General features: G+C 54.6%; 19 protein-coding genes. 8 read left to right on the top strand and 11 right to left on the bottom strand.

What is annotated here, in order from left to right; translation table 11 throughout:
* A partial coding sequence (locus VGU61_RS12685) for a M48 family metalloprotease (protein WP_326859497.1) occupies nucleotides 1-772 on the bottom strand: 772 nt, incomplete at its 3' end.
* A gap of 161 nt (nucleotides 773-933) precedes the next feature.
* Between VGU61_RS12685 and moaC the strand changes: the two genes are divergently transcribed.
* Nucleotides 934-1473 carry a cyclic pyranopterin monophosphate synthase MoaC gene (moaC, locus tag VGU61_RS12680; protein ID WP_326859495.1) on the top strand — a complete coding sequence of 180 codons (540 nt, stop codon included), beginning with the start codon at nucleotides 934-936 and terminating at the stop codon, nucleotides 1471-1473.
* Nucleotides 1474-1487: 14 nt separating this feature from the next.
* On the opposite strand, the gene VGU61_RS12675 is transcribed toward moaC, so the two are convergent.
* The 10 genes from VGU61_RS12675 to recA all read right to left on the bottom strand — a co-directional run bounded on the left by VGU61_RS12675 (nucleotide 1488) and on the right by recA (nucleotide 10197).
* A complete protein-coding gene (locus VGU61_RS12675) occupies nucleotides 1488-2030 on the bottom strand; it encodes a pilin (protein ID WP_326859494.1) in 543 nt (180 codons plus the stop codon).
* Nucleotides 2031-2105: 75 nt separating this feature from the next.
* On the bottom strand, nucleotides 2106-2849 hold the full coding sequence (gene tfpZ / locus VGU61_RS12670; RefSeq protein ID WP_326859493.1) for a TfpX/TfpZ family type IV pilin accessory protein: 744 nt from the start codon (nucleotides 2847-2849) through the stop codon (nucleotides 2106-2108).
* 71 nt (nucleotides 2850-2920) lie between these two features.
* Entirely contained in the window at nucleotides 2921-3454 is a 534-nt protein-coding gene (locus VGU61_RS12665) for a pilin (protein ID WP_326859492.1), read from the bottom strand.
* 189 nt (nucleotides 3455-3643) lie between these two features.
* A complete protein-coding gene (locus VGU61_RS12660) occupies nucleotides 3644-4474 on the bottom strand; it encodes a Stp1/IreP family PP2C-type Ser/Thr phosphatase (protein WP_326859491.1) in 831 nt (276 codons plus the stop codon).
* 239 nt (nucleotides 4475-4713) lie between these two features.
* Nucleotides 4714-5460 (bottom strand): TerC family protein, encoded by a 747-nt coding sequence (locus VGU61_RS12655; protein WP_326859490.1) that lies wholly within the window; start codon nucleotides 5458-5460, stop codon nucleotides 4714-4716.
* 142 nt (nucleotides 5461-5602) lie between these two features.
* Nucleotides 5603-6484: a succinate--CoA ligase subunit alpha gene (sucD, locus tag VGU61_RS12650; RefSeq protein ID WP_326859489.1), complete on the bottom strand. Its 882-nt coding sequence runs from the start codon at nucleotides 6482-6484 to the stop codon at nucleotides 5603-5605.
* A gap of 72 nt (nucleotides 6485-6556) precedes the next feature.
* Complete coding sequence (gene sucC / locus VGU61_RS12645) at nucleotides 6557-7723, bottom strand: ADP-forming succinate--CoA ligase subunit beta (RefSeq protein ID WP_326859488.1); 1167 nt, start codon at nucleotides 7721-7723, stop codon at nucleotides 6557-6559.
* Between the two features lie 43 nt (nucleotides 7724-7766).
* Entirely contained in the window at nucleotides 7767-8363 is a 597-nt protein-coding gene (locus VGU61_RS12640) for a DUF2889 domain-containing protein (protein ID WP_326859487.1), read from the bottom strand.
* A gap of 224 nt (nucleotides 8364-8587) precedes the next feature.
* Entirely contained in the window at nucleotides 8588-9043 is a 456-nt protein-coding gene (gene recX, locus VGU61_RS12635) for a recombination regulator RecX (RefSeq protein WP_326859486.1), read from the bottom strand.
* 107 nt (nucleotides 9044-9150) lie between these two features.
* Nucleotides 9151-10197: a recombinase RecA gene (gene recA / locus VGU61_RS12630; RefSeq protein WP_326859485.1), complete on the bottom strand. Its 1047-nt coding sequence runs from the start codon at nucleotides 10195-10197 to the stop codon at nucleotides 9151-9153.
* Nucleotides 10198-10442: 245 nt separating this feature from the next.
* Here recA and VGU61_RS12625 point away from each other — a divergent pair, with 245 nt between their 5' ends.
* From VGU61_RS12625 to VGU61_RS12595, 7 genes are all read left to right on the top strand, one after another.
* A complete protein-coding gene (locus tag VGU61_RS12625; protein WP_326859484.1) occupies nucleotides 10443-11153 on the top strand; it encodes a response regulator transcription factor in 711 nt (236 codons plus the stop codon).
* A gap of 8 nt (nucleotides 11154-11161) precedes the next feature.
* A complete protein-coding gene (locus tag VGU61_RS12620) occupies nucleotides 11162-12718 on the top strand; it encodes a sensor histidine kinase (protein WP_326859483.1) in 1557 nt (518 codons plus the stop codon).
* Nucleotide 12719: 1 nt separating this feature from the next.
* Nucleotides 12720-13007: a DUF4212 domain-containing protein gene (locus VGU61_RS12615; RefSeq protein WP_326859482.1), complete on the top strand. Its 288-nt coding sequence runs from the start codon at nucleotides 12720-12722 to the stop codon at nucleotides 13005-13007.
* Nucleotides 12997-15033, top strand: coding sequence for a sodium:solute symporter family protein (locus VGU61_RS12610; protein ID WP_326859481.1), 2037 nt, complete (start codon nucleotides 12997-12999; stop codon nucleotides 15031-15033). Before VGU61_RS12615 ends, VGU61_RS12610 begins: the two co-directional genes overlap by 11 nt.
* A 78-nt stretch (nucleotides 15034-15111) precedes the next feature.
* Nucleotides 15112-16527, top strand: coding sequence for a circularly permuted type 2 ATP-grasp protein (locus VGU61_RS12605; RefSeq protein ID WP_326859480.1), 1416 nt, complete (start codon nucleotides 15112-15114; stop codon nucleotides 16525-16527).
* Between the two features lie 14 nt (nucleotides 16528-16541).
* Nucleotides 16542-17492, top strand: a complete 951-nt coding sequence (locus VGU61_RS12600; protein WP_326859479.1) for an alpha-E domain-containing protein — start codon at nucleotides 16542-16544, stop codon at nucleotides 17490-17492.
* Nucleotides 17493-17499: 7 nt separating this feature from the next.
* Nucleotides 17500-18312, top strand: coding sequence for a transglutaminase family protein (locus VGU61_RS12595; protein ID WP_326859478.1), 813 nt, complete (start codon nucleotides 17500-17502; stop codon nucleotides 18310-18312).
* Nucleotides 18313-18344: the final 32 nt, after the last annotated feature.

The following is an 18344-nucleotide window of genomic DNA, read 5'->3' as shown; positions in this document are numbered from 1 at the left end:
GCTGGTCACTGGTCCGCGCCTGGATGTCCGCCATCCGCTCGGTGGTCAACGGGTGCGAGCGCAGATAAGCCGGCGCGGAGTCGTTGTATGCGCGTGTCGCGGTCTGCATTCGCGTAAAGAAAGCGAGCGCACCCGAGGTATCGTAGCCGGCATCACGCAACATCTGCAGGCCGATGCGGTCGGCCTCGCGTTCCGCTTCCCGGCTGAAATTCAACTGCCGCTGGATTGCCATGCCCTGCCCGCCCATCAGCAAGGCCGCCGATGCGTCGGGACTCGAACTCGCCGCAAGCGCCGCCAACACGGCAGCCGCCAGCGGAATCAAGGCATCCTGCCGTTGCTTGCCCAGCATCCGCGCGATATGCCGCTGCGACACGTGACCGATCTCGTGTGCCACGACCGAAGCCAGTTCCGACTCGTTCTGCGCCGCAAGTACCAGCGCCGAATGCACCCCGATAAAGCCGCCGGGAAGCGCGAACGCGTTCAGCATCGGATCGCGCACGGCGAAAAAGAAGAAGTCGTACGCCGCTTCGCCACGCGCCTCGGGGCGCGCTGCCAACAGCGTCGCGCCGAAATTGTTCAGATATTCGGTGACCGGCGCATCGTCCAGATAATCTTTATTGCGCCGGATCTGGTGCATGATCTGCTCGCCGAGCCGACGCTCCGTCAGCGGAGACAATTCCTGCCGATCGGCGTCGCCAAGGCTTGGCAGATTCTGCGCCGAGGTCACCGTCGGCACAACCGCCACTGGAAATGCGCATGCCAGCGCCACCATCGCGGCTGGTAGAAATCGAGGCGTCAAGAGTGACTCCTTGTTGAATAGGAATGATCAGGCATGACCCGGTGGCGCATAGAAAAGAAATTTCACAATGCTATGATACTTGCACATGCTGATCGTTCAGTGCTTGGTTGCAATTTTGAAATACCTTACCCGATATGACCATTGATAAAGATAAGCAGGACCCTGAATCCACAAACGGCGGATTGACGCATTTTGACGCATCCGGCCAGGCGCATATGGTGGATGTGGGGGAGAAAAAAGAAACGCACCGCGTTGCGGTTGCCACCGGGACGATTTTAATGAAGGCGGAGACGCTGGAGATTATTAAAAGCGGGAATGCGAAGAAAGGCGATGTGCTGGGTATTGCGCGGATTGCAGCGATTATGGCAGCGAAGCGTACTAGTGACTTGATTCCGTTATGTCATCCGCTTGCGCTGACTCGGGTTACTGTAGATTTTGAGATTCAAGAGATGGAGCCAGGAATCACTTGCACAGGTCAAGTTGAGACATTTGGAAAAACCGGTGTAGAAATGGAGGCTTTAACTGCGGTCCAAATCGCGTTGCTAACAATCTACGATATGTGCAAAGCTGTAGACCGAGGAATGGTAATGACGGCCATCCGGCTAGAAAGTAAATTGGGAGGCAAATCCAGCGACTGGTCTGCGACAAAGCAGCAGAAGCAGTCGGACTTATAAGATCTAGTTTTATTTCAACGACATTCTGCAGGGGCGAATTTCTCTGGCAGAGTACCCAGATTGACCGGTAGCCCTCGCGAAGTTGCGACCTCACTTGCATCACTTGCGCACGCCCAATCAATACTTCCTACAGCAGTATCAGTAAGAGGGGCTCTTTGCACTGATGGCGTGAACACCAATGTTGCATCGTCTAAGCTAACAGGCAGACCATTTGATGCGTTAGCTGCAATAGCAACACGAATAATTCCTGACGACCCTGCATCAATAGACACTTGCTTTACATATTTTGAACCTGTGTTTGCCGGAACCCATGATGATGCCACTGTAGCAACACCCGTTAAGTTATCCGTCTGAAATGCGGAGCTTATCGTCGTCTTTGCAGCAGATGCAGCAATAAGTGCTTCGCTTACCTTTGAACGAATCGTATAAGTTTGATAAGCAGGCAGCGCAATGGTTGCCAACACTCCTATAATTGCTACAACCATCATTAATTCAATTAATGTAAAACCAAGAACTGGCTTGTTAGTTCTGACCTTCTGCCGGAATATCACAGTCATTTCTTACTCCTTTAGTCTTTCAACTTCAACTTTACCGATAAAGCTATTCATCCTTATTTCCATCAGCCTTTCGCATTACGTAAGTTCGCTTATCTCGAGAAATTCCCCGGTAAGTTGATCAACCAAGACGTATATCTTCTTTTCGGTTCCTCGTAGCGGCAGGTAACCTACTTGTCTGTTCTGCCCAGCATACTTTTTTTGAAGATCATTAAGTTTTTCTTTGTTAGCTAACCTTGAGCTACTTAGATTGGTTAAAGGCTTAACATTTTTTAGTACAACCTCCTTTTTAGCTTCATATGGAGAAAAGTACTCAGGTAAGTGTTGTATATCGTCTCCGCCATTTACAGCAGACAAAATTATCTTTTCTGCAATATAGCTATCACTTGGCAAATCTGCGGCAACTAGATGAGGTCCGAAAACGGGTAGCGAGCGGTATTTCGGATTCTTAGCTTTTTTCAAATTTTCTTGTGACATTTCGTTTGCATAAGCGAGATCAAAAGCTCCAGCGTTATAAACTATGTACACTGGACGGGCCGCAAACACTGCGTGCAAGCCATATAGCAATGCTGCTAATTGAATGAGCGCGACTACTGATAAATCGCGCATAAATTGTTGTTTTTGTTTTTTGAAAATAATAAGTGTAATAACTGGACCCAGAACTACATCGCTAATACATAACAGTATGAAAATATTATGAACATTACTTTCATGAGCTAAAGCCTCTGGATACCAAAAAACAAATACCAAGATTGCGGACAACACTGCAACAAAAATAGACACCCCAAGATGCAAAGCAGATGCTTTAAGACGTTCTATCATTTCTTTTAAAAAATCACCTCGTGATATAGAAACGCCCGCAAATGCGGGCGTCTTAACTTTATTGAGAGATATTATCTGCACTCTGCAGGAGCATACTTGCTTGGAAGAGTACCAACAGTAAAGGGCAAACCACGTGCCGTTGCATTGCCGTTGGTATCACTTGCGCACGCCCAGTCAATCGCGCCTTGAGAATCTGTAGCCAAAGCTGCACCTTGGACAGAGGGTGTAAAGGTTAACGTTTGAGTATTAAGCGTTGTCGGTAAACCGTTCGCTTGATTTGCAGCAATTTGCACAGTAATTACGCCATCAGCTGCCACCTGAATGTCATTAACATATTTAGACTGCTTTTCCGTATCCGTTCTAGCTTCCCACGCAGCAGAGAAGTTCTGAACGCCTTGGAGGCTATCCGTTTGAAACGCTTCGCTAACCCCCCCCTTCGCAGAAGAAGCTGCAATTACCGCCTCACTTACTTTTGCGCGAACGGTATAGTCCTGATATGCAGGAAGAGCTACTGCGGCCAAAATACCAATGATTGCAACTACAATCATCAATTCAATTAAAGTAAAGCCCCGTTGTGTTTCTCTTGCTATTTTCATTGATTTCATTTATCGCTCCTTTAGGAAATTAGACAGTAGACCTGCCATAGTTCCCTTACAGCAATAGACATGCCAGCAGGATTTTGCATGTTTACTTGCTTTTTAGGGTGCTTATCGATCAAGCGTGCAAACGATTGACAATAATTGTCATTATTGACTGTAGATTTTTGTCAATTTGCGAATTTTGTCTGCAACAAATTATGTAGTGAGCCATTGTTGAATTTGTTGCCACAAACCTAATGGTTTTAGTCTGCTTGAAAGAACATGCGCAATTACTACAGAAATGTTGTCTCGCCCACCGTAATAATTTGCCTTCTCAATTAGCGTGTCGCAGGTTTTCTCCAGCGAGACATTTGTTTCTTGCAGAAGATTTCTTATCTCGTCCAGTTCAAGCAGGTCAGACAACCCATCGGAACAAAGCAAATACAAATCGCCTTGCTCGGTTTGGTGCTCATGCATTTCCACCTCAAGCTCGTAGTCGACTCCCACAGCACGGGTAATAAGATTTTTATTAAGGGAAAAGCGGGCCAGATCCGGAGCAATCATTCCTGCGTCGATTTGCTCCTGCAGGAGTGAATGGTCTCGCGTAAGTTGAACTAGCTCGCCTCGACGAAGGCGGTATGCGCGGGAATCACCAATATGTGCAATGGTGACCGTATCGCGATCAAACAACGCCGCGACTAGCGTGGTTCCCATGCCTTGGCATTGCGAATCATTTCGGGCCGCGTCGAGAATGGCTGCGTTGGTTTGCAGAATGGCTTCCTGCATCAAATGCTGGATTTGTTTGCTGCGACTATGCAGTAGGTCGGAAGGCGATTGCTGTATTTTTTGAAGTCCGGTTTCGAGCAATTCCTTTAGTAGGCTCGTTGCCATTCCACTGGCCACTTCACCCGCGTTATAACCACCCATGCCATCCGCCAAAATAGCGAAATTGTAAGCAGCACTGACCGCGACCGCATCTTCATTATGCGGTCGGACCATTCCAGTATGGGTTTGTGCAGCGAATTCCAGCCCGACATTATTTGCCATGTGGCAGATTATACGTTGGGGGCAAGGATGGTTCCGCTCGGGGCTTCGACTACACACATCCGCCCGATCCCTCAATCTATGCTATATGCATCATTAATGGACGACACGTTTGGGTGGTCGTTTATGTTGATTACGGTGCACGGCGTTCGACTGCGCTAATCAATTGATGAAGCCACATTTGAAAAGCACCCCCTTGCAAGGCAAGGAGGCGCTGGTAATTTCATCAGTCGGTTAATCCCTCAATGCGTCGGATGTGTACCCGCATGCGTTTGCGCGCGTCGCTTCGCAAGAAAATGCCCTACTGCGATGACAAAGATTGCACCAACCACGCTCGGGATGCTGAGATGTATATCCGTACCCGGAATAATCATGTCGAGACCGGGCATGTTCTCCTTTACCCATGGCGCGACGGCCACATCGGTCACGATCATGCCGCCTGCCAGATATCCTAGCAAACCGGCACCGAAGGTGATGATGAGTGGGAACTTCTCCATCAATCTGAGAACGATCGTGCTGCCCCAGATGATGATGGGGATACTGATCAGGATACCGAAGACAACCAGGGCAAACTGATGATCACCACCCGCCTGTTCCGCTGCGCTGGCAACTGCGATGACGTTATCCACGCTCATCACAAGGTCGGCAACCACGATGGTTTTGATCGCGGACATCAGCTTGTCACTAGCTTCAATGTCGCCATGTCCGCCATCGTCGTCTGCAAGCAGCTTGACGCCGATCCAGAGCAGCAGCAGACCGCCAACCACTTTGAGAAATGAAACCTGCAACAAGGTTACTGCAAATGCGATCAGGACGACGCGGATGGCGATGGCGCCGAATGTTCCCCAAAGAATACCTTTGGTGCGCAGGTGCGCCGGCAAATTACGGCATGCCAGGGCGATCACGATGGCGTTGTCCCCGCCCAGCAAAATATCGATGAGAATGATCTGGCCGACGGCGACCCAGTTCAGGTTGAGTAAAAAATCCATGCTTGCCTCGAAATGTTGTGGTCGAAATAATACGGGGAGCAAATGCCCCCCGCAAGTTGTGCCTTGTACGTATTGCCTTCACCGGGACTGCTTTCGACAAGCAGTCCGATTAGTCGCCAAGGGTGTCAGCGACTAATCGTAATTACAGGACCGACTTCAACAAACGTCCCATTTCGGACGGATTCTTTGTGACTTTGATGCCGCAGGCTTCCATGATTTCCAGCTTGGCTTCTGCGGTATCGGCACCGCCGGAGATCAGTGCGCCGGCATGACCCATGCGCTTGCCCGGTGGCGCGGTAACGCCAGCGATGAAACCGACGACCGGTTTCTTCATGTTGTCCTTGATCCACTCCGCCGCATTGGCTTCGTCCGGCCCGCCAATCTCACCGATCATGATGACTGCATCGGTATCCGGGTCGTCGTTGAACGCCTTCATGACGTCGATGTGCTTCAGGCCATTGATCGGGTCGCCGCCAATGCCGACCGCAGACGATTGACCCAGGCCGAGCGCCGTGAGCTGACCGACTGCTTCGTAGGTCAATGTGCCGGAGCGGGATACCACGCCGATACGGCCCTTCATGTGGATATGGCCCGGCATGATGCCGATCTTGATTTCATCCGGTGTAATCAGACCAGGACAATTCGGTCCAAGCAATAGGGTTTTGCTTCCGGCTTTGGCCATGCGGTCCTTGAGCGCGAGCATGTCACGGACCGGAATGCCTTCGGTAATGCAGATCGCCAGGTCGAGTTCGGCTTCGACCGCTTCCCAGATGGCGGCTGCGGCGCCTGCAGGCGGAACATAGATGACGGATACCGTTGCGCCGGTTTTTGCCTTAGCCTCGGAAACGTTCGCGAAAATCGGGATGCCTTCGAAGTCCTCGCCCGCTTTCTTCGGATTGACGCCGGCGACGAAACAGTTTTTTCCATTTGCATAGTCACGGCACATGCGGGTATGGAATTGACCGGTCTTGCCGGTAATGCCTTGGGTGATGACTTTCGTGTCTTTGTTGATCAGGATCGACATGTGTATTCTCTTTCGAATCGGTTGGGGCAGGAATCCAGCGCTATGCGCAACGTCCTGCCGCAACAATATTTTTTATTTTCCGTTAGCCGCAGCGACGACCTTCTGCGCAGCTTCTTCCATCGTATCGGCCGAAATGATGGGCAGGCCCGAGTCAGCCAGCATTTTCTTGCCGAGGTCTTCGTTGGTGCCCTTCATGCGCACCACCAGCGGCACCTTCAGCGACACAGCCTTGGATGCGGTGATCACGCCTTCGGCGATGACGTCGCAGCGCATGATTCCGCCGAAAATATTGACGAGAATGGCTTTCAGGCCGGGGTTTTTCAGCATGATCTTGAAGGCTTCGGTAACCTTTTCCGCTGTTGCGCCGCCGCCGACGTCGAGGAAGTTGGCTGGTTCGCCGCCGAACAACTTAATGGTATCCATTGTCGCCATCGCCAGACCGGCACCATTCACCAGGCAGCCGATGTTTCCGTCGAGGGAAATATAGGCAAGGTCGAACTTCGATGCTTCGACTTCAGCAGGATCTTCTTCTTCAAGGTCGCGCATCTCGACGATTTCCGGATGACGGAACAGCGCGTTGGAGTCGAAGTTGAATTTGGCGTCGAGCGCGACAACCTTGCCGTCGCCGGTAAGAATGAGCGGATTGATTTCTGCCAGCGATGAATCTGTTTCCCAGTAAGCCTTGTACAGACCTTGCAATTGTTTGCGCGCATCGGCAATTGAACCCTGGGGCACGCCGATCTTGGCCGCGATTGCATCGGCATCGGCGTCTGTCAGGCCGGTCGCCGGATCGATAATGACCTTGTGGATGAGTTCCGGATGTTTTTCCGCGACTTCCTCGATATCCATGCCGCCTTCGCTGGATGCCATCAGTACGACCCGCTGGCTGAGGCGATCGGTGACCATGCTGACATACAGTTCCTTCTTGATGTCCGCGCCTTCTTCGATCAAGAGACGGCGAACTTTTTGCCCTTCCGGTCCGGTCTGGTGAGTAACGAGCTGCATGCCCATGATCGCAGAGGCATATTCCTTTACCTGGTCGAGCGACTTGGCAACCTTCACGCCGCCGCCCTTGCCTCGTCCGCCTGCATGAATCTGTGCCTTGACGACCCAAACCGGGCCTCCAAGCGTTTCGGCTGCCTTGACCGCCTCATCGACGGAGAAGCACGGGATACCCCGCGGAACCGTCACTCCGAACTTACGGAGGATTTCTTTGCCCTGATACTCATGGATCTTCATGCGAGCTTCCCTTCAGACGCTTATGGAAAAATAAACTGGTTGATTAAGTGGGTTCTGACCCGGTGGATTCGGACACGGCTGCCGCCTTGACGGCCCACCGAGGATAATATTGCGCGACCGCCGCGCCATCGGTACGGAGGGCATGGCAGCGGTCGAGTTGAAACGGTTTCTGGTTCTGGCCGTCAGTGCTGGCGCCGTCACGGGTATCGATTACATCACCCGCAAACGCCTGAACGGCTGCTGTCGGCAATACCTGCGTAAGTTCGGTCAGATGGGTGCACCCCGCGATCCCGGACAATCGCTGGCGAACCCCATCACGAAAGCCTTTCATCAGGTTGAGGCCGATTAGCTTCTTGTATGCCGGGCCGATCGTATCGCAGTACCCTGGATAAGGAACAGCGTCGGATACGGCATGGGCATCGACGACGTTGAACTGGAGATCAATGGTCAACCGCAGCCAGAGGTCATGAACCGGTGAGCCAGCAGGTCTGGTTCCGGATGCGAGCCTGGATTCACGAGTCTTGATGTCGGTGATGTGAGCGTCGAGATCCCACAATCCGTCTTCGCGAGCGAACGCGTCGACCTGGATTGCGCGAGTGTGCTTAAGAGCACGGCGGGAATTCGACGGAGGTAGGGGCATAACGGCCAATGCCTGTGGAGTGGCAACAAAAAGCCGCATTTGCGAGTCGCTGCCGCAGCTTCTACGGCAACAGCCGCTCATGCGGCGCTGCAAAAACCACCGAAGTGTAGCACAGGTCGAAAGCTTAAAACCATACCAATAGTTTCTGGTTAGTACATTTTGAGGAATGATGATTTGATTGAATTACGGCAATGAAAAGCGACCAAAAGCCGTGGCCGTAAAAATTATTCAGTGTCTGCGTCCGTGCGGCGCAGCACCCGTTGTATGGAAGCGAGAGAAAATCCGCGTTGCTGCAAGAAACGTATTTGTTTTGCGCGCTCTGCGGGGGCGACTGGAGGGGAATTGAATTTTTTGCGCCAAACTTCAAGGGCACGGGCAACTTCGCTTTCGGCGAGATTCGACTTGATTTCAGCCAAGGCTTCCGCTTCTATCCCGTGGCTTTGCAATTCGGAAAAAATACGGCTATTGCCGAAACGTGTAGCGCGGCGATGAACGAGCGATTCGGAAAAGCGCGCTTCGGAAAGCAGCTTGGCTGCCTCGAGACTATCCAGCAATGCCTCGATGTCATCGCCTTCCTGGGCATAGCGAGCCAGCTTGCGTGAGAGTTCCAGACGACTATGCTCACGTGCCGATAAATACTTCAGGGCCCGCGCTTTCAGACTCATTTGCAGTTTTGCCATGGTGTTCCGAAGACGCGAGCCCTTCTCACGTGAAGTAATCGTTATTGCTTGAAGCTTCTTTATTGCGTCCTACTCGCCGTGCACCAACGAGTAGTTGAAGCAGTTAGTTATTCAGATGCCTGACTGGTGGTTGCAGCGAGCTCCCGCACACCGAGCGACGCACGAACCTTGTTCTCAATCTCGCGTGCGAGTTCCGGATGTTCTCTCAAATAGGTACGGGCATTGTCCTTACCTTGACCAATCCGCTCGCCGTTGTAGCTGTACCAGGCGCCGGATTTTTCGACAATCTTCGCCTCCGACCCCAAGTCGAGAATCTCGCCTTCCCGCGAAGTGCCCTCTCCATAAAGAATATCGAAGTGTGCTTCTTTGAAAGGAGGTGCAACCTTGTTCTTGACAACCTTGACCTTGGTTTCATTGCCGATGACTTCGTCACCAGACTTGATGGAACCGGTACGGCGGATATCCAGCCGCACGGATGCGTAAAACTTCAATGCATTGCCGCCGGTTGTCGTCTCCGGGTTACCGAACATGACACCGATCTTCATGCGGATCTGGTTGATGAAAATCACCAGAGTATTTGTTCTATTGATGCTACCGGTCAGCTTGCGCAATGCCTGTGACATCAAACGTGCCTGCAAGCCCGGCAGTGAATCGCCCATGTCGCCTTCAATTTCGGCGCGTGGCGTCAGTGCGGCCACGGAGTCAATCACGACCATATCGACGCTGCCGGAGCGCACCAGGGCATCGGTGATTTCCAGAGCCTGCTCGCCGGTATCCGGTTGAGAGATCAGAAGGTCCGAAAGATTGACGCCAAGCTTTTGTGCATACACGACATCGAGTGCGTGTTCCGCGTCGATGAAAGCGCATGTGCCGCCCAGTTTTTGCATCTCTGCGATTGCCTGCAGTGTCAGAGTCGTTTTACCCGACGATTCAGGACCGTAAATTTCAACCACGCGTCCGCGCGGCAAACCGCCGACGCCCAACGCGATGTCCAGCCCAAGCGAGCCGGTCGATACAACTTGCACTTCTTCGGCTACCGCGCCGTCGACCATGCGCATTACCGAACCCTTGCCGAACTGCTTTTCGATTTGTGCCAATGCTGCGGACAGTGCCTTGCTTTTGTCCGAGTTAAGGGCGGATTTCTTGTCGTCCATGAGTGCCTTCTTTCGACGGTTGGATAGAGGGAAACTTAGGCCGTAAACACCGCAAAATTAAGCATATTTACGATCTTCGTCACAACCACTACTGTATAAAAAAACAGTGATTTATGCAAGCAAATATTCTCAATTTGAGAGAAAAGTTTACTAAGCTGAACAGTGTCGGCATGTCGTTCCGCCTTGCTGGCTTGAATAAAACGCAATAGACTAGAATCAGTTCAATTTCATTGCTTTACGCCAACATGCGCATCCTGCTTGCGGAAGACGATAGTGTACTCGCCGATGGTCTGACACGCTCATTGCGGCAGTCAGGATACGCAATCGATTGCGTGAAAAACGGGATGGAAGCAGATTCGGCTTTGTCTACCCAGGATTTCGATTTGCTGATCCTTGATCTCGGTCTGCCCAAGATGGCTGGTCTTGAAGTATTACGGCGCCTGAGGGCGCGCAATTCCCGTCTTCCAGTCCTGATCCTGACCGCCAGCGATTCGATCGAACAGCGGGTAAAGGGATTGGATCTGGGCGCAGACGATTACATGCCCAAGCCCTTCGCGCTATCCGAGCTGGAAGCCCGGGTTCGGGCATTGACCAGACGTGGCGCCGGCGGCGGACCGACTGTCATCAAGCACGGCCCGCTTTCCTATGATCAAGTCGGACGTATTGCGTACATGCACGAACAGATGCTGGACTTGTCCGCGCGCGAACTCGGTTTGCTCGAAGTGCTGTTGCAGCGAACCGGGCGACTGGTGTCGAAGGAGCAACTGGTCGACCATTTATGCGAATGGGGCGAAGAAGTGAGCAACAATGCGATCGAAGTATATGTTCATCGCCTCCGCAAGAAGATCGAAACCGGCGGGGTGCGCATTGCAACCGTTCGTGGCCTCGGATACTGTCTTGAGAAGTTCGCCGACAGCCAGGCGCAGCAGAGCCAGCAGGCAATCCCTCCGGCCTGAGCGCGACGATGAGCGATGGCGACTCCATGCAGGCGACTGTTCCTGTCGCAAGCGATGCAGGCACGCTGGCGGACCCTTTCGGTCCGGCTGAGCAGGAGCTCGAGGAACAGATTCAGCGCTCGCTGTTCGGCGAGATTCTCGACTGGATGCTCGTACCGCTGCTTCTGCTTTGGCCTATGAGCATCGCCATTACCTACCTTGTCGCAAAATCCATCGCCAATTATCCATTCGACCATGCCCTCGACGATACCGTTACCGTGCTCGCGCAGCAGGTGAAGGAAGTCAACGGCAAAGTGGTCGCGTTGCTGCCCAACACATCCCGTGACCTTTTGCGCGCCGACGATGTGGACAACATTTATTTCCAGATCATAGGAACGCGCGGCGAATATGTTGACGGCGACCGCGATATGCCCATGCCCCCTCCTGACGAGGAAAAGCCCTTGCCCGGTTCGGTGATTTTTCGCAATGATGTCATGCGCGGCAACGATGTGCGTATCGCCTACACCTACATCGACATGAAACCGCGAAATGGAGGCAAAGGGGCAACTGAATCCGACCTGGCATTGGTGCAGGTGGGTGAAACCCTCGACAAACGCGTTGAACATGCGAACGAAATCATCAAGGGCGTGATCCTGCCCCAGTTCATCATTCTTCCGATCGCATTGGCGCTGGTATGGTTCGCTCTCAGCCGCGGACTCTCGCCGCTGGCGGAGCTGCAACGACACATACGCGAACGCCGGCCCGACGACCTCAGTCCGATCGACTCGCGCCAGGTGCCGGAAGAGATCAGTCCGCTGGTCAGTTCGCTGAACGATATGCTGGAAAGGCTTTCGCAAACCATTCACATGCAAAAGCGTTTCATCGCCGATGCCGCCCATCAGATGAAGACGCCGCTCGCCGGCATGCGCATGCAGTCGGAACTGGCGCTGCGCCAGACCAATTACGATGAAGTGCACCGTTCGCTGGAACAGCTCTCCAAAAGCTCGGAATCGGCAACACGGCTGGTGAACCAGTTGCTGGCGCTCGCGCGAGCGGAGAATCAGACGCCGGAAGCAAAACCGTTCGTGCCGCTGGAACTGTCCGAACTGGCGCGCAATGTGGTGCAGGACTGGGTGCAGGCATCCTTCACCCATCGAATCGACCTCGGCTTCGAACAGCCGGGTTATCCGGTAATGGTGCTCGGCAATCCGATTACCTTGCGTGAACTGCTCAGCAATCTGATCGACAATGCGCTTCGCTACACCCCCGCCGGCGGCAGCGTTACGGTCAGGGTGGGTGCCGGAGAAGGCGGCGGCATTGCAACCCTGGAAGTCGAGGACACCGGCCCAGGCATTCCCTATGCCGAGCGTACGCATGTGTTCGAGCGCTTTTATCGCATTCTGGGCAATCAGGCCGAAGGAAGCGGTCTTGGCCTGTCGATTGTGCGGGAGATTGCACAGCAGCATGGCGCCACCGTGGATATCTTTAATAACCCGCGCAGCCATGATCCCAAATTTCCCGGCAGCCTGTTCAGGGTTACCCTGCGCGGCGAACAGCGCCTGGATGTCATAGAGGATATCGGCTGACATGGACGCCCGCCCTTCCGTCAATATTTCGCCGGCCGTTCGCAGGGCCTATTGGCTTCGAACACGGCGGATGACCCTCGTGCTGCTGTCAATATGGTTCACGGTGACGTTCAGCGTCATTTTCTTTGCGCGCGAACTTTCCGAAATCTCTATCCTGGGCTGGTCCTTTTCCTATTACATGGCTGCGCAAGGCACGATATTCATTTATGTTTTGCTGGTCGGTCTGTACGCATGGCGCATGCCGCACCTGGACAAGATGCTGAACGATGCGAGCAACAATGGCAAATAAGGTGTTCTTCAGGCAGCTCTGCCGCTACTACGGACTCTATACATTCGGCTTCATCCTGTTTCTTTTATCGGTTGCCATTCTTGAGAAAGAGGGATTTCCCCGCGTCTGGATCGGCTATCTCTTCCTGTTCTCCACCATCGTGCTGTATGCCGGCATCGGCGTAATCAGCCGGACGTCGGAAGTGTCCGAGTACTATGTGGCCGGACGCCGCGTTCCTGCATTCTTCAATGGCATCGCGACAGCCGCGGATTGGATATCCGCCGCCAGTTTCATCAGCCTGGCGGGCGGGCTGTATCTCTACGGCTTCGACGGACTTGCCTATATCCTGGGCTGGACCGGTGGATTCTGCCTGGCTGCATTGCTGATCGCGCCCTATCTGCGCAAATTCGGCCAATACACGATTCCGGATTTCCTGGCGGCGCGCTATGCCGGACGCGGAAACGGAAACGTCGTGCGCCTGCTCGCGGTATCGGCGACCATCATTGTTTCCTTTACCTACGTGGTCGCACAGATCTATGGCGTAGGCCTGATCACGTCCCGCTTCACCGGCATCGACTTTTCGGTCGGCATTTTTCTTGGTCTGGCAAGCATTCTCGTGTGCTCCTTTCTCGGCGGAATGCGGGCGATCACATGGACCCAGATTGCGCAATACATCATCATCCTCATCGCCTACATGATTCCGGTGGTATGGCTTTCGGTAAAGCATACCGGGGTGCCGATACCCCAGATTGCCTATGGTTCAGCGCTCTCCAAGCTCAGCGATCGGGAAAAGGCCCTCAACGACGACCCGAGGGAGCACGAAATCCGTGCCGTATTCAAGCAGCGCGCCGACGAATACGACACCAGGTTGAAGGAATTGCCCACATCCTGGGAGAAGGGACGGATCGCCGCCCAGCGCTACCTGGACGATCTCCGCAGGAGCAACGCGTCGCTGATCGAGATCAGGGCTGCCGCACGGGCGCTGGCCAACTATCCGAGAAACGTCGAGGAGGCAAGGCGAAGATGGACCGATGCGAGGAACAGCAATCTCGCCCATTCCATGCCCATTGTCGCCCACACCATGCCGTTCGCCGCCGAAAGCGAGGCGGCTTCCGACATCAAGCGGAACAATTTTCTCGCACTGGTGTTTTGCCTGATGATGGGCACCGCCGGCCTGCCGCATCTGCTGGCCCGCTTTTATACGACACCGTCGGTGCAGGAAACGCGATCGTCGGTATTCTGGACGCTGTTCTTCATCATGCTGATCTACACCACCATCCCCGCCCTTGCGGTACTGGTGAAGTACGATCTGTACACTTCCCTGGTAGGAAGCGATTTCTCGTCGCTGCCGGCATGGGTGTCCTATTGGGCCGGTGTGGACAAGGTTAATCCGCTGATCGCCATTTTCGACATTAACAAGGACGGCGTGGTGCAGCTGGCGGAAGTCTTCATCGACGGAGATATGGTGGTACTGGCCACGCCCGAGATCGGCGGCCTGCCCTATGTCATATCCGGTCTTATCGCTGCAGGTGGATTGGCCGCTGCGCTGTCGACGGCGGATGGATTGCTGCTGGCGATTTCAAATGCGCTGTCGCATGACACCTATTACAAGGTGGTCGATCCGAAGGCCTCCAGCCAGAAACGCGTCACGATCTCGAAATTGCTTCTTCTGGTGGTGGCGCTGGTCGCCGCCTATGCCGCTTCGCTGAAGCCCGGAAACATTTTGTCCATGGTCGGCACCGCATTCTCGCTGGCGGCATCAATGTTGTTCCCTGCCCTGGTATTGGGCGTTTTCTGGAAGCGGGCGAATCAACAAGGTGCAATCGCCGGCATGGTGACCGGACTGGCGGTATGTATTTACTACATGGTTCATACCCACCCGACACTTGGCGGATCGGCAAACGGCCAATGGTTTCATATCGCGCCGGTGTCGGCGGGCGTCTTCGGCGTGCCTGCAGGCATCCTGGCGCTGGTGGTCGTGAGTCTCCTGACAGCGCCTCCGGACGAACGGTCGAATGCACTGGTAGAGCGCATACGCACGCCTTGATCATGCACAGCATCAGTGCATCTCGATCTGGCATATTTCTTGATAATCACCGTTTTAAGATCAATTCATTTTCAAGCCATGGCCGATTTTTATGACGAGATGTACCTCGATGGCGCAGCCACCATTCGCGAGCATTACCGCGAATTCGAAGCCTGGCTTTCCGAACAGTCGCCTGAAACCATTGCCCGCAAGCGCGCGGAAGCAGACCTGATCTTCCGGCGCGTGGGCATTACATTCGCGGTGTACGGCAACGATGCCGGCACCGAACGCCTGATCCCGTTCGACATCATTTCCCGCATCATCCCCGCCAACGAGTGGGCGCAGCTTGAAGCGGGGCTAGTCCAGCGGGTAAAAGCGCTCAACATGTTCATCCACGATATTTACCATGACCAGAATATCGTCAAGGCGGGCGTGATTCCGGCGGAACAGATTTTCAAGAATGCCCAGTATCGCCCAGAGATGCAGGGCATTTCCGTGGCATCCGACATCTATGCCCACATCGCCGGCATCGATATCGTGCGTGCGGGCAAGGGCGAGTTCTACGTATTGGAGGACAATTTGCGGGTGCCGTCCGGGGTGTCCTACATGCTGGAAGACCGCAAGATGATGATGCGGCTATTTCCGGAACTGTTCGCCCGCTACAAGGTGGCGCCGGTCGCACATTATCCCGATATGCTGCTGGACAACCTGAGGTCAGTGGCGCCGGCCGGCATCATCGATCCAACGGTAGTCGTCATGACACCAGGCATGTACAACTCCGCCTACTTCGAGCATGCGTTCCTGGCACAGCAGATGGGCGTGGAACTGGTGGAAGGCAACGATTTGTTCGTCAATGACAATGCGGTGTATATGCGCACCACCCGTGGCCCGAAACGCGTCGATGTCATCTATCGGCGCATCGACGACGATTTTCTCGACCCGCTGGCGTTCCGTCCCGACTCCTCCCTCGGCGTGCCCGGCCTGCTGTCGGTATATCGTGCCGGCCGCGTCACGCTGGCCAATGCCATCGGCACCGGCGTCGCGGACGACAAGTCGATCTATCCGTATGTGCCGGACATGATCCGTTTCTACCTGTCGGATGAACCGATCCTCAACAACGTCCCGACCTACCAGTGCCGCAAGAAATCGGACCTGGAATATACGCTCGCGCACCTGCCGGAATTGGTTGTCAAGGAGGTTCACGGCGCGGGCGGTTATGGGATGCTGGTCGGCCCTGCATCGACCAAGGAAGAGATTGAACACTTTCGCCAGCGCGTCCTGGCAAGGCCCGACAACTACATCGCGCAACCGACCCTTGCGCTGTCGGCCTGCCCTACCTACGTCGAATCCGGGATTGCGCCTCGGCATATCGACCTGCGCCCCTTTGTGCTGTCCGGCAAAACGATCTCCATGGTTCCCGGCGGACTGACACGGGTGGCGCTGAAGGAAGGTTCGCTGGTCGTGAACTCTTCACAGGGCGGCGGCACTAAAGATACCTGGGTGCTGGAAAAATAATAGGGAGAAACCACATGTTAAGCCGCACCGCCGATCACCTCTACTGGATGGCCCGCTATACCGAGCGCGCCGAGAATACCGCGCGCATGCTGGACGTGAACGTCCAGACAGCGATGATGCCCCAGTCGGCCGCCGCTGCCGAAAAGGGATGGCGCGCCATGCTCGGCATATCCGAATTGAATGCAGCCTTCGACGACAAATACGGCCTGCTGACGGCAAAGGACGTACTGGACTTCATGGTGCGCGATCCGCAGAATCCATCCTCGATCACATCCTGCCTGACACAGGCGCGCGAGAATGCCCGCGCGGTGCGCGGCACCTTGACGACGGAGGTATGGGAAACCCAGAACACCACCTGGCTCGACATGCAGAACCGCCTCAGCGGCAAACAGCTCGAGCGGGACCCGAGCCAGTTCTTCGAGTGGGTAAAGTACCGCTCCCATCTGTCACGTGGCGTCACCATCGGCACGATGCTGAAGGACGAAGCGTTCTATTTCATTCGCCTTGGCACCTTCCTGGAGCGGGCGGACAACACGGCACGTATTCTGGACGTCAAATTCCACAGTGCGACGGAGGACGCGTCCGAGAACGAAGACAATGAAATCGACTTCTATTACTGGGCGGCGATCCTGCGTTCCGTCTCGGCGTTCGAAATCTACCGCAAGGTGTATCGCGATGTGATTTCACCCGAGCGCGTGGCAGAGCTGCTGATGCTGCGGCCTGACATGCCGCGTTCACTGCTTGCCTGCATGGAGGAAGTCGTGGCGAACCTCAAAAATATCCGCAATGATGTATCGGCGGATACCGAACGGTTCGCCGGGAGACTCCATGCGGAACTGACATTCAATACCATCGACGAAATCCTGGCGGGCGGTCTGCACGACTACCTGACCCAGTTCCTTGAACGCATTTACGAGCTCGGCAACCGCGTCAGCCGCGACTTCCTGGTCCCGCTGGCGGCATAAAGATACTATGCAACTCTCAATACGCCATGAAACGGCCTATCGTTACACAGCCCCGCTGTCATACACGATCCAGCAGCTTCGTCTGTCTCCGCGCGCGGATGCCCATCAGCGCACGCTGTCCTGGCATATTTCCACATCCGGGCAGCGGCATGAATTTATCGATGCATTCGGCAATCTCAGCCATATGCTCACCATCAACGGCACCCACAATGAAGTGCGCATCGTCGCCCACGGCGTGGTCGACGTCAGGCCGCTCGACCGCGGAAGACTGGCGGCCGATAAGACGCTGTCGCCGCTGGTATTCACCGTGCCGACCAGGCTCACTGAAGCCACGCCCGCCGTTGCCGATTTTGCGATGCGTTATTTGCCGCAAGGCGCGAACAGCAATGCGCTGATCACGCTTGCGGAAGCCATCCGCGGCACGGTCGACTACCGCACCGGCGCGACCGCCGTCACCAGCACGGCCGCCGACGCGCTCGATCTCGGCCAGGGCGTCTGCCAGGATTATGCGCACCTGTTTCTCGCCTGCTGCCACGTGCAGGGCATCCCGGCGCGTTATGTATCCGGCTATATTGATCCGCAGAACACTGCCCATGCTGAAAGCCATGCCTGGGTCGATGTCTGGGTCGAAGAATCCGGCTTCTCCGGCTGGGTGAGCGTTGATGTGACCCATGCCCAGTTCGCAGGCGATTCATTGTGCCGGCTTGCGATAGGCCGTGACTATGATTCCGCCGCACCGATACGCGGCGTACGCCATGGCGGTGGCGTCGAATCCTTGAGCGTCGAAGTGGATGTGGTGCCGATCAGCACTGTCAGCTGAAACTTGATGCCAGCTTGTTTCCAATGCGCATA

The organism is Noviherbaspirillum sp. (assembly GCF_035944575.1).
Taxonomy (GTDB): domain Bacteria; phylum Pseudomonadota; class Gammaproteobacteria; order Burkholderiales; family Burkholderiaceae_D; genus Noviherbaspirillum.
This window is presented reverse-complemented; position numbering and strand designations above follow the sequence as displayed.

Bases quoted from the DNA above. Each gene is read 5' to 3' on its own strand.
- moaC (WP_326859495.1), top strand. From the start codon at position 934: ATGACCATTGATAAAGATAAGCAGGACCCTGAATCCACAAACGGCGGA.
- VGU61_RS12675 (WP_326859494.1), bottom strand. From the start codon at position 2,030: ATGACTGTGATATTCCGGCAGAAGGTCAGAACTAACAAGCCAGTTCTT.
- tfpZ (WP_326859493.1), bottom strand. From the start codon at position 2,849: ATGATAGAACGTCTTAAAGCATCTGCTTTGCATCTTGGGGTGTCTATT.
- VGU61_RS12665 (WP_326859492.1), bottom strand. From the start codon at position 3,454: ATGAAATCAATGAAAATAGCAAGAGAAACACAACGGGGCTTTACTTTA.
- VGU61_RS12660 (WP_326859491.1), bottom strand. From the start codon at position 4,474: ATGGCAAATAATGTCGGGCTGGAATTCGCTGCACAAACCCATACTGGA.
- VGU61_RS12655 (WP_326859490.1), bottom strand. From the start codon at position 5,460: ATGGATTTTTTACTCAACCTGAACTGGGTCGCCGTCGGCCAGATCATT.
- sucD (WP_326859489.1), bottom strand. From the start codon at position 6,484: ATGTCGATCCTGATCAACAAAGACACGAAAGTCATCACCCAAGGCATT.
- sucC (WP_326859488.1), bottom strand. From the start codon at position 7,723: ATGAAGATCCATGAGTATCAGGGCAAAGAAATCCTCCGTAAGTTCGGA.
- VGU61_RS12640 (WP_326859487.1), bottom strand. From the start codon at position 8,363: ATGCCCCTACCTCCGTCGAATTCCCGCCGTGCTCTTAAGCACACTCGC.
- recX (WP_326859486.1), bottom strand. From the start codon at position 9,043: ATGGCAAAACTGCAAATGAGTCTGAAAGCGCGGGCCCTGAAGTATTTA.
- recA (WP_326859485.1), bottom strand. From the start codon at position 10,197: ATGGACGACAAGAAATCCGCCCTTAACTCGGACAAAAGCAAGGCACTG.
- VGU61_RS12625 (WP_326859484.1), top strand. From the start codon at position 10,443: ATGCGCATCCTGCTTGCGGAAGACGATAGTGTACTCGCCGATGGTCTG.
- VGU61_RS12620 (WP_326859483.1), top strand. From the start codon at position 11,162: ATGAGCGATGGCGACTCCATGCAGGCGACTGTTCCTGTCGCAAGCGAT.
- VGU61_RS12615 (WP_326859482.1), top strand. From the start codon at position 12,720: ATGGACGCCCGCCCTTCCGTCAATATTTCGCCGGCCGTTCGCAGGGCC.
- VGU61_RS12610 (WP_326859481.1), top strand. From the start codon at position 12,997: ATGGCAAATAAGGTGTTCTTCAGGCAGCTCTGCCGCTACTACGGACTC.
- VGU61_RS12605 (WP_326859480.1), top strand. From the start codon at position 15,112: ATGGCCGATTTTTATGACGAGATGTACCTCGATGGCGCAGCCACCATT.
- VGU61_RS12600 (WP_326859479.1), top strand. From the start codon at position 16,542: ATGTTAAGCCGCACCGCCGATCACCTCTACTGGATGGCCCGCTATACC.
- VGU61_RS12595 (WP_326859478.1), top strand. From the start codon at position 17,500: ATGCAACTCTCAATACGCCATGAAACGGCCTATCGTTACACAGCCCCG.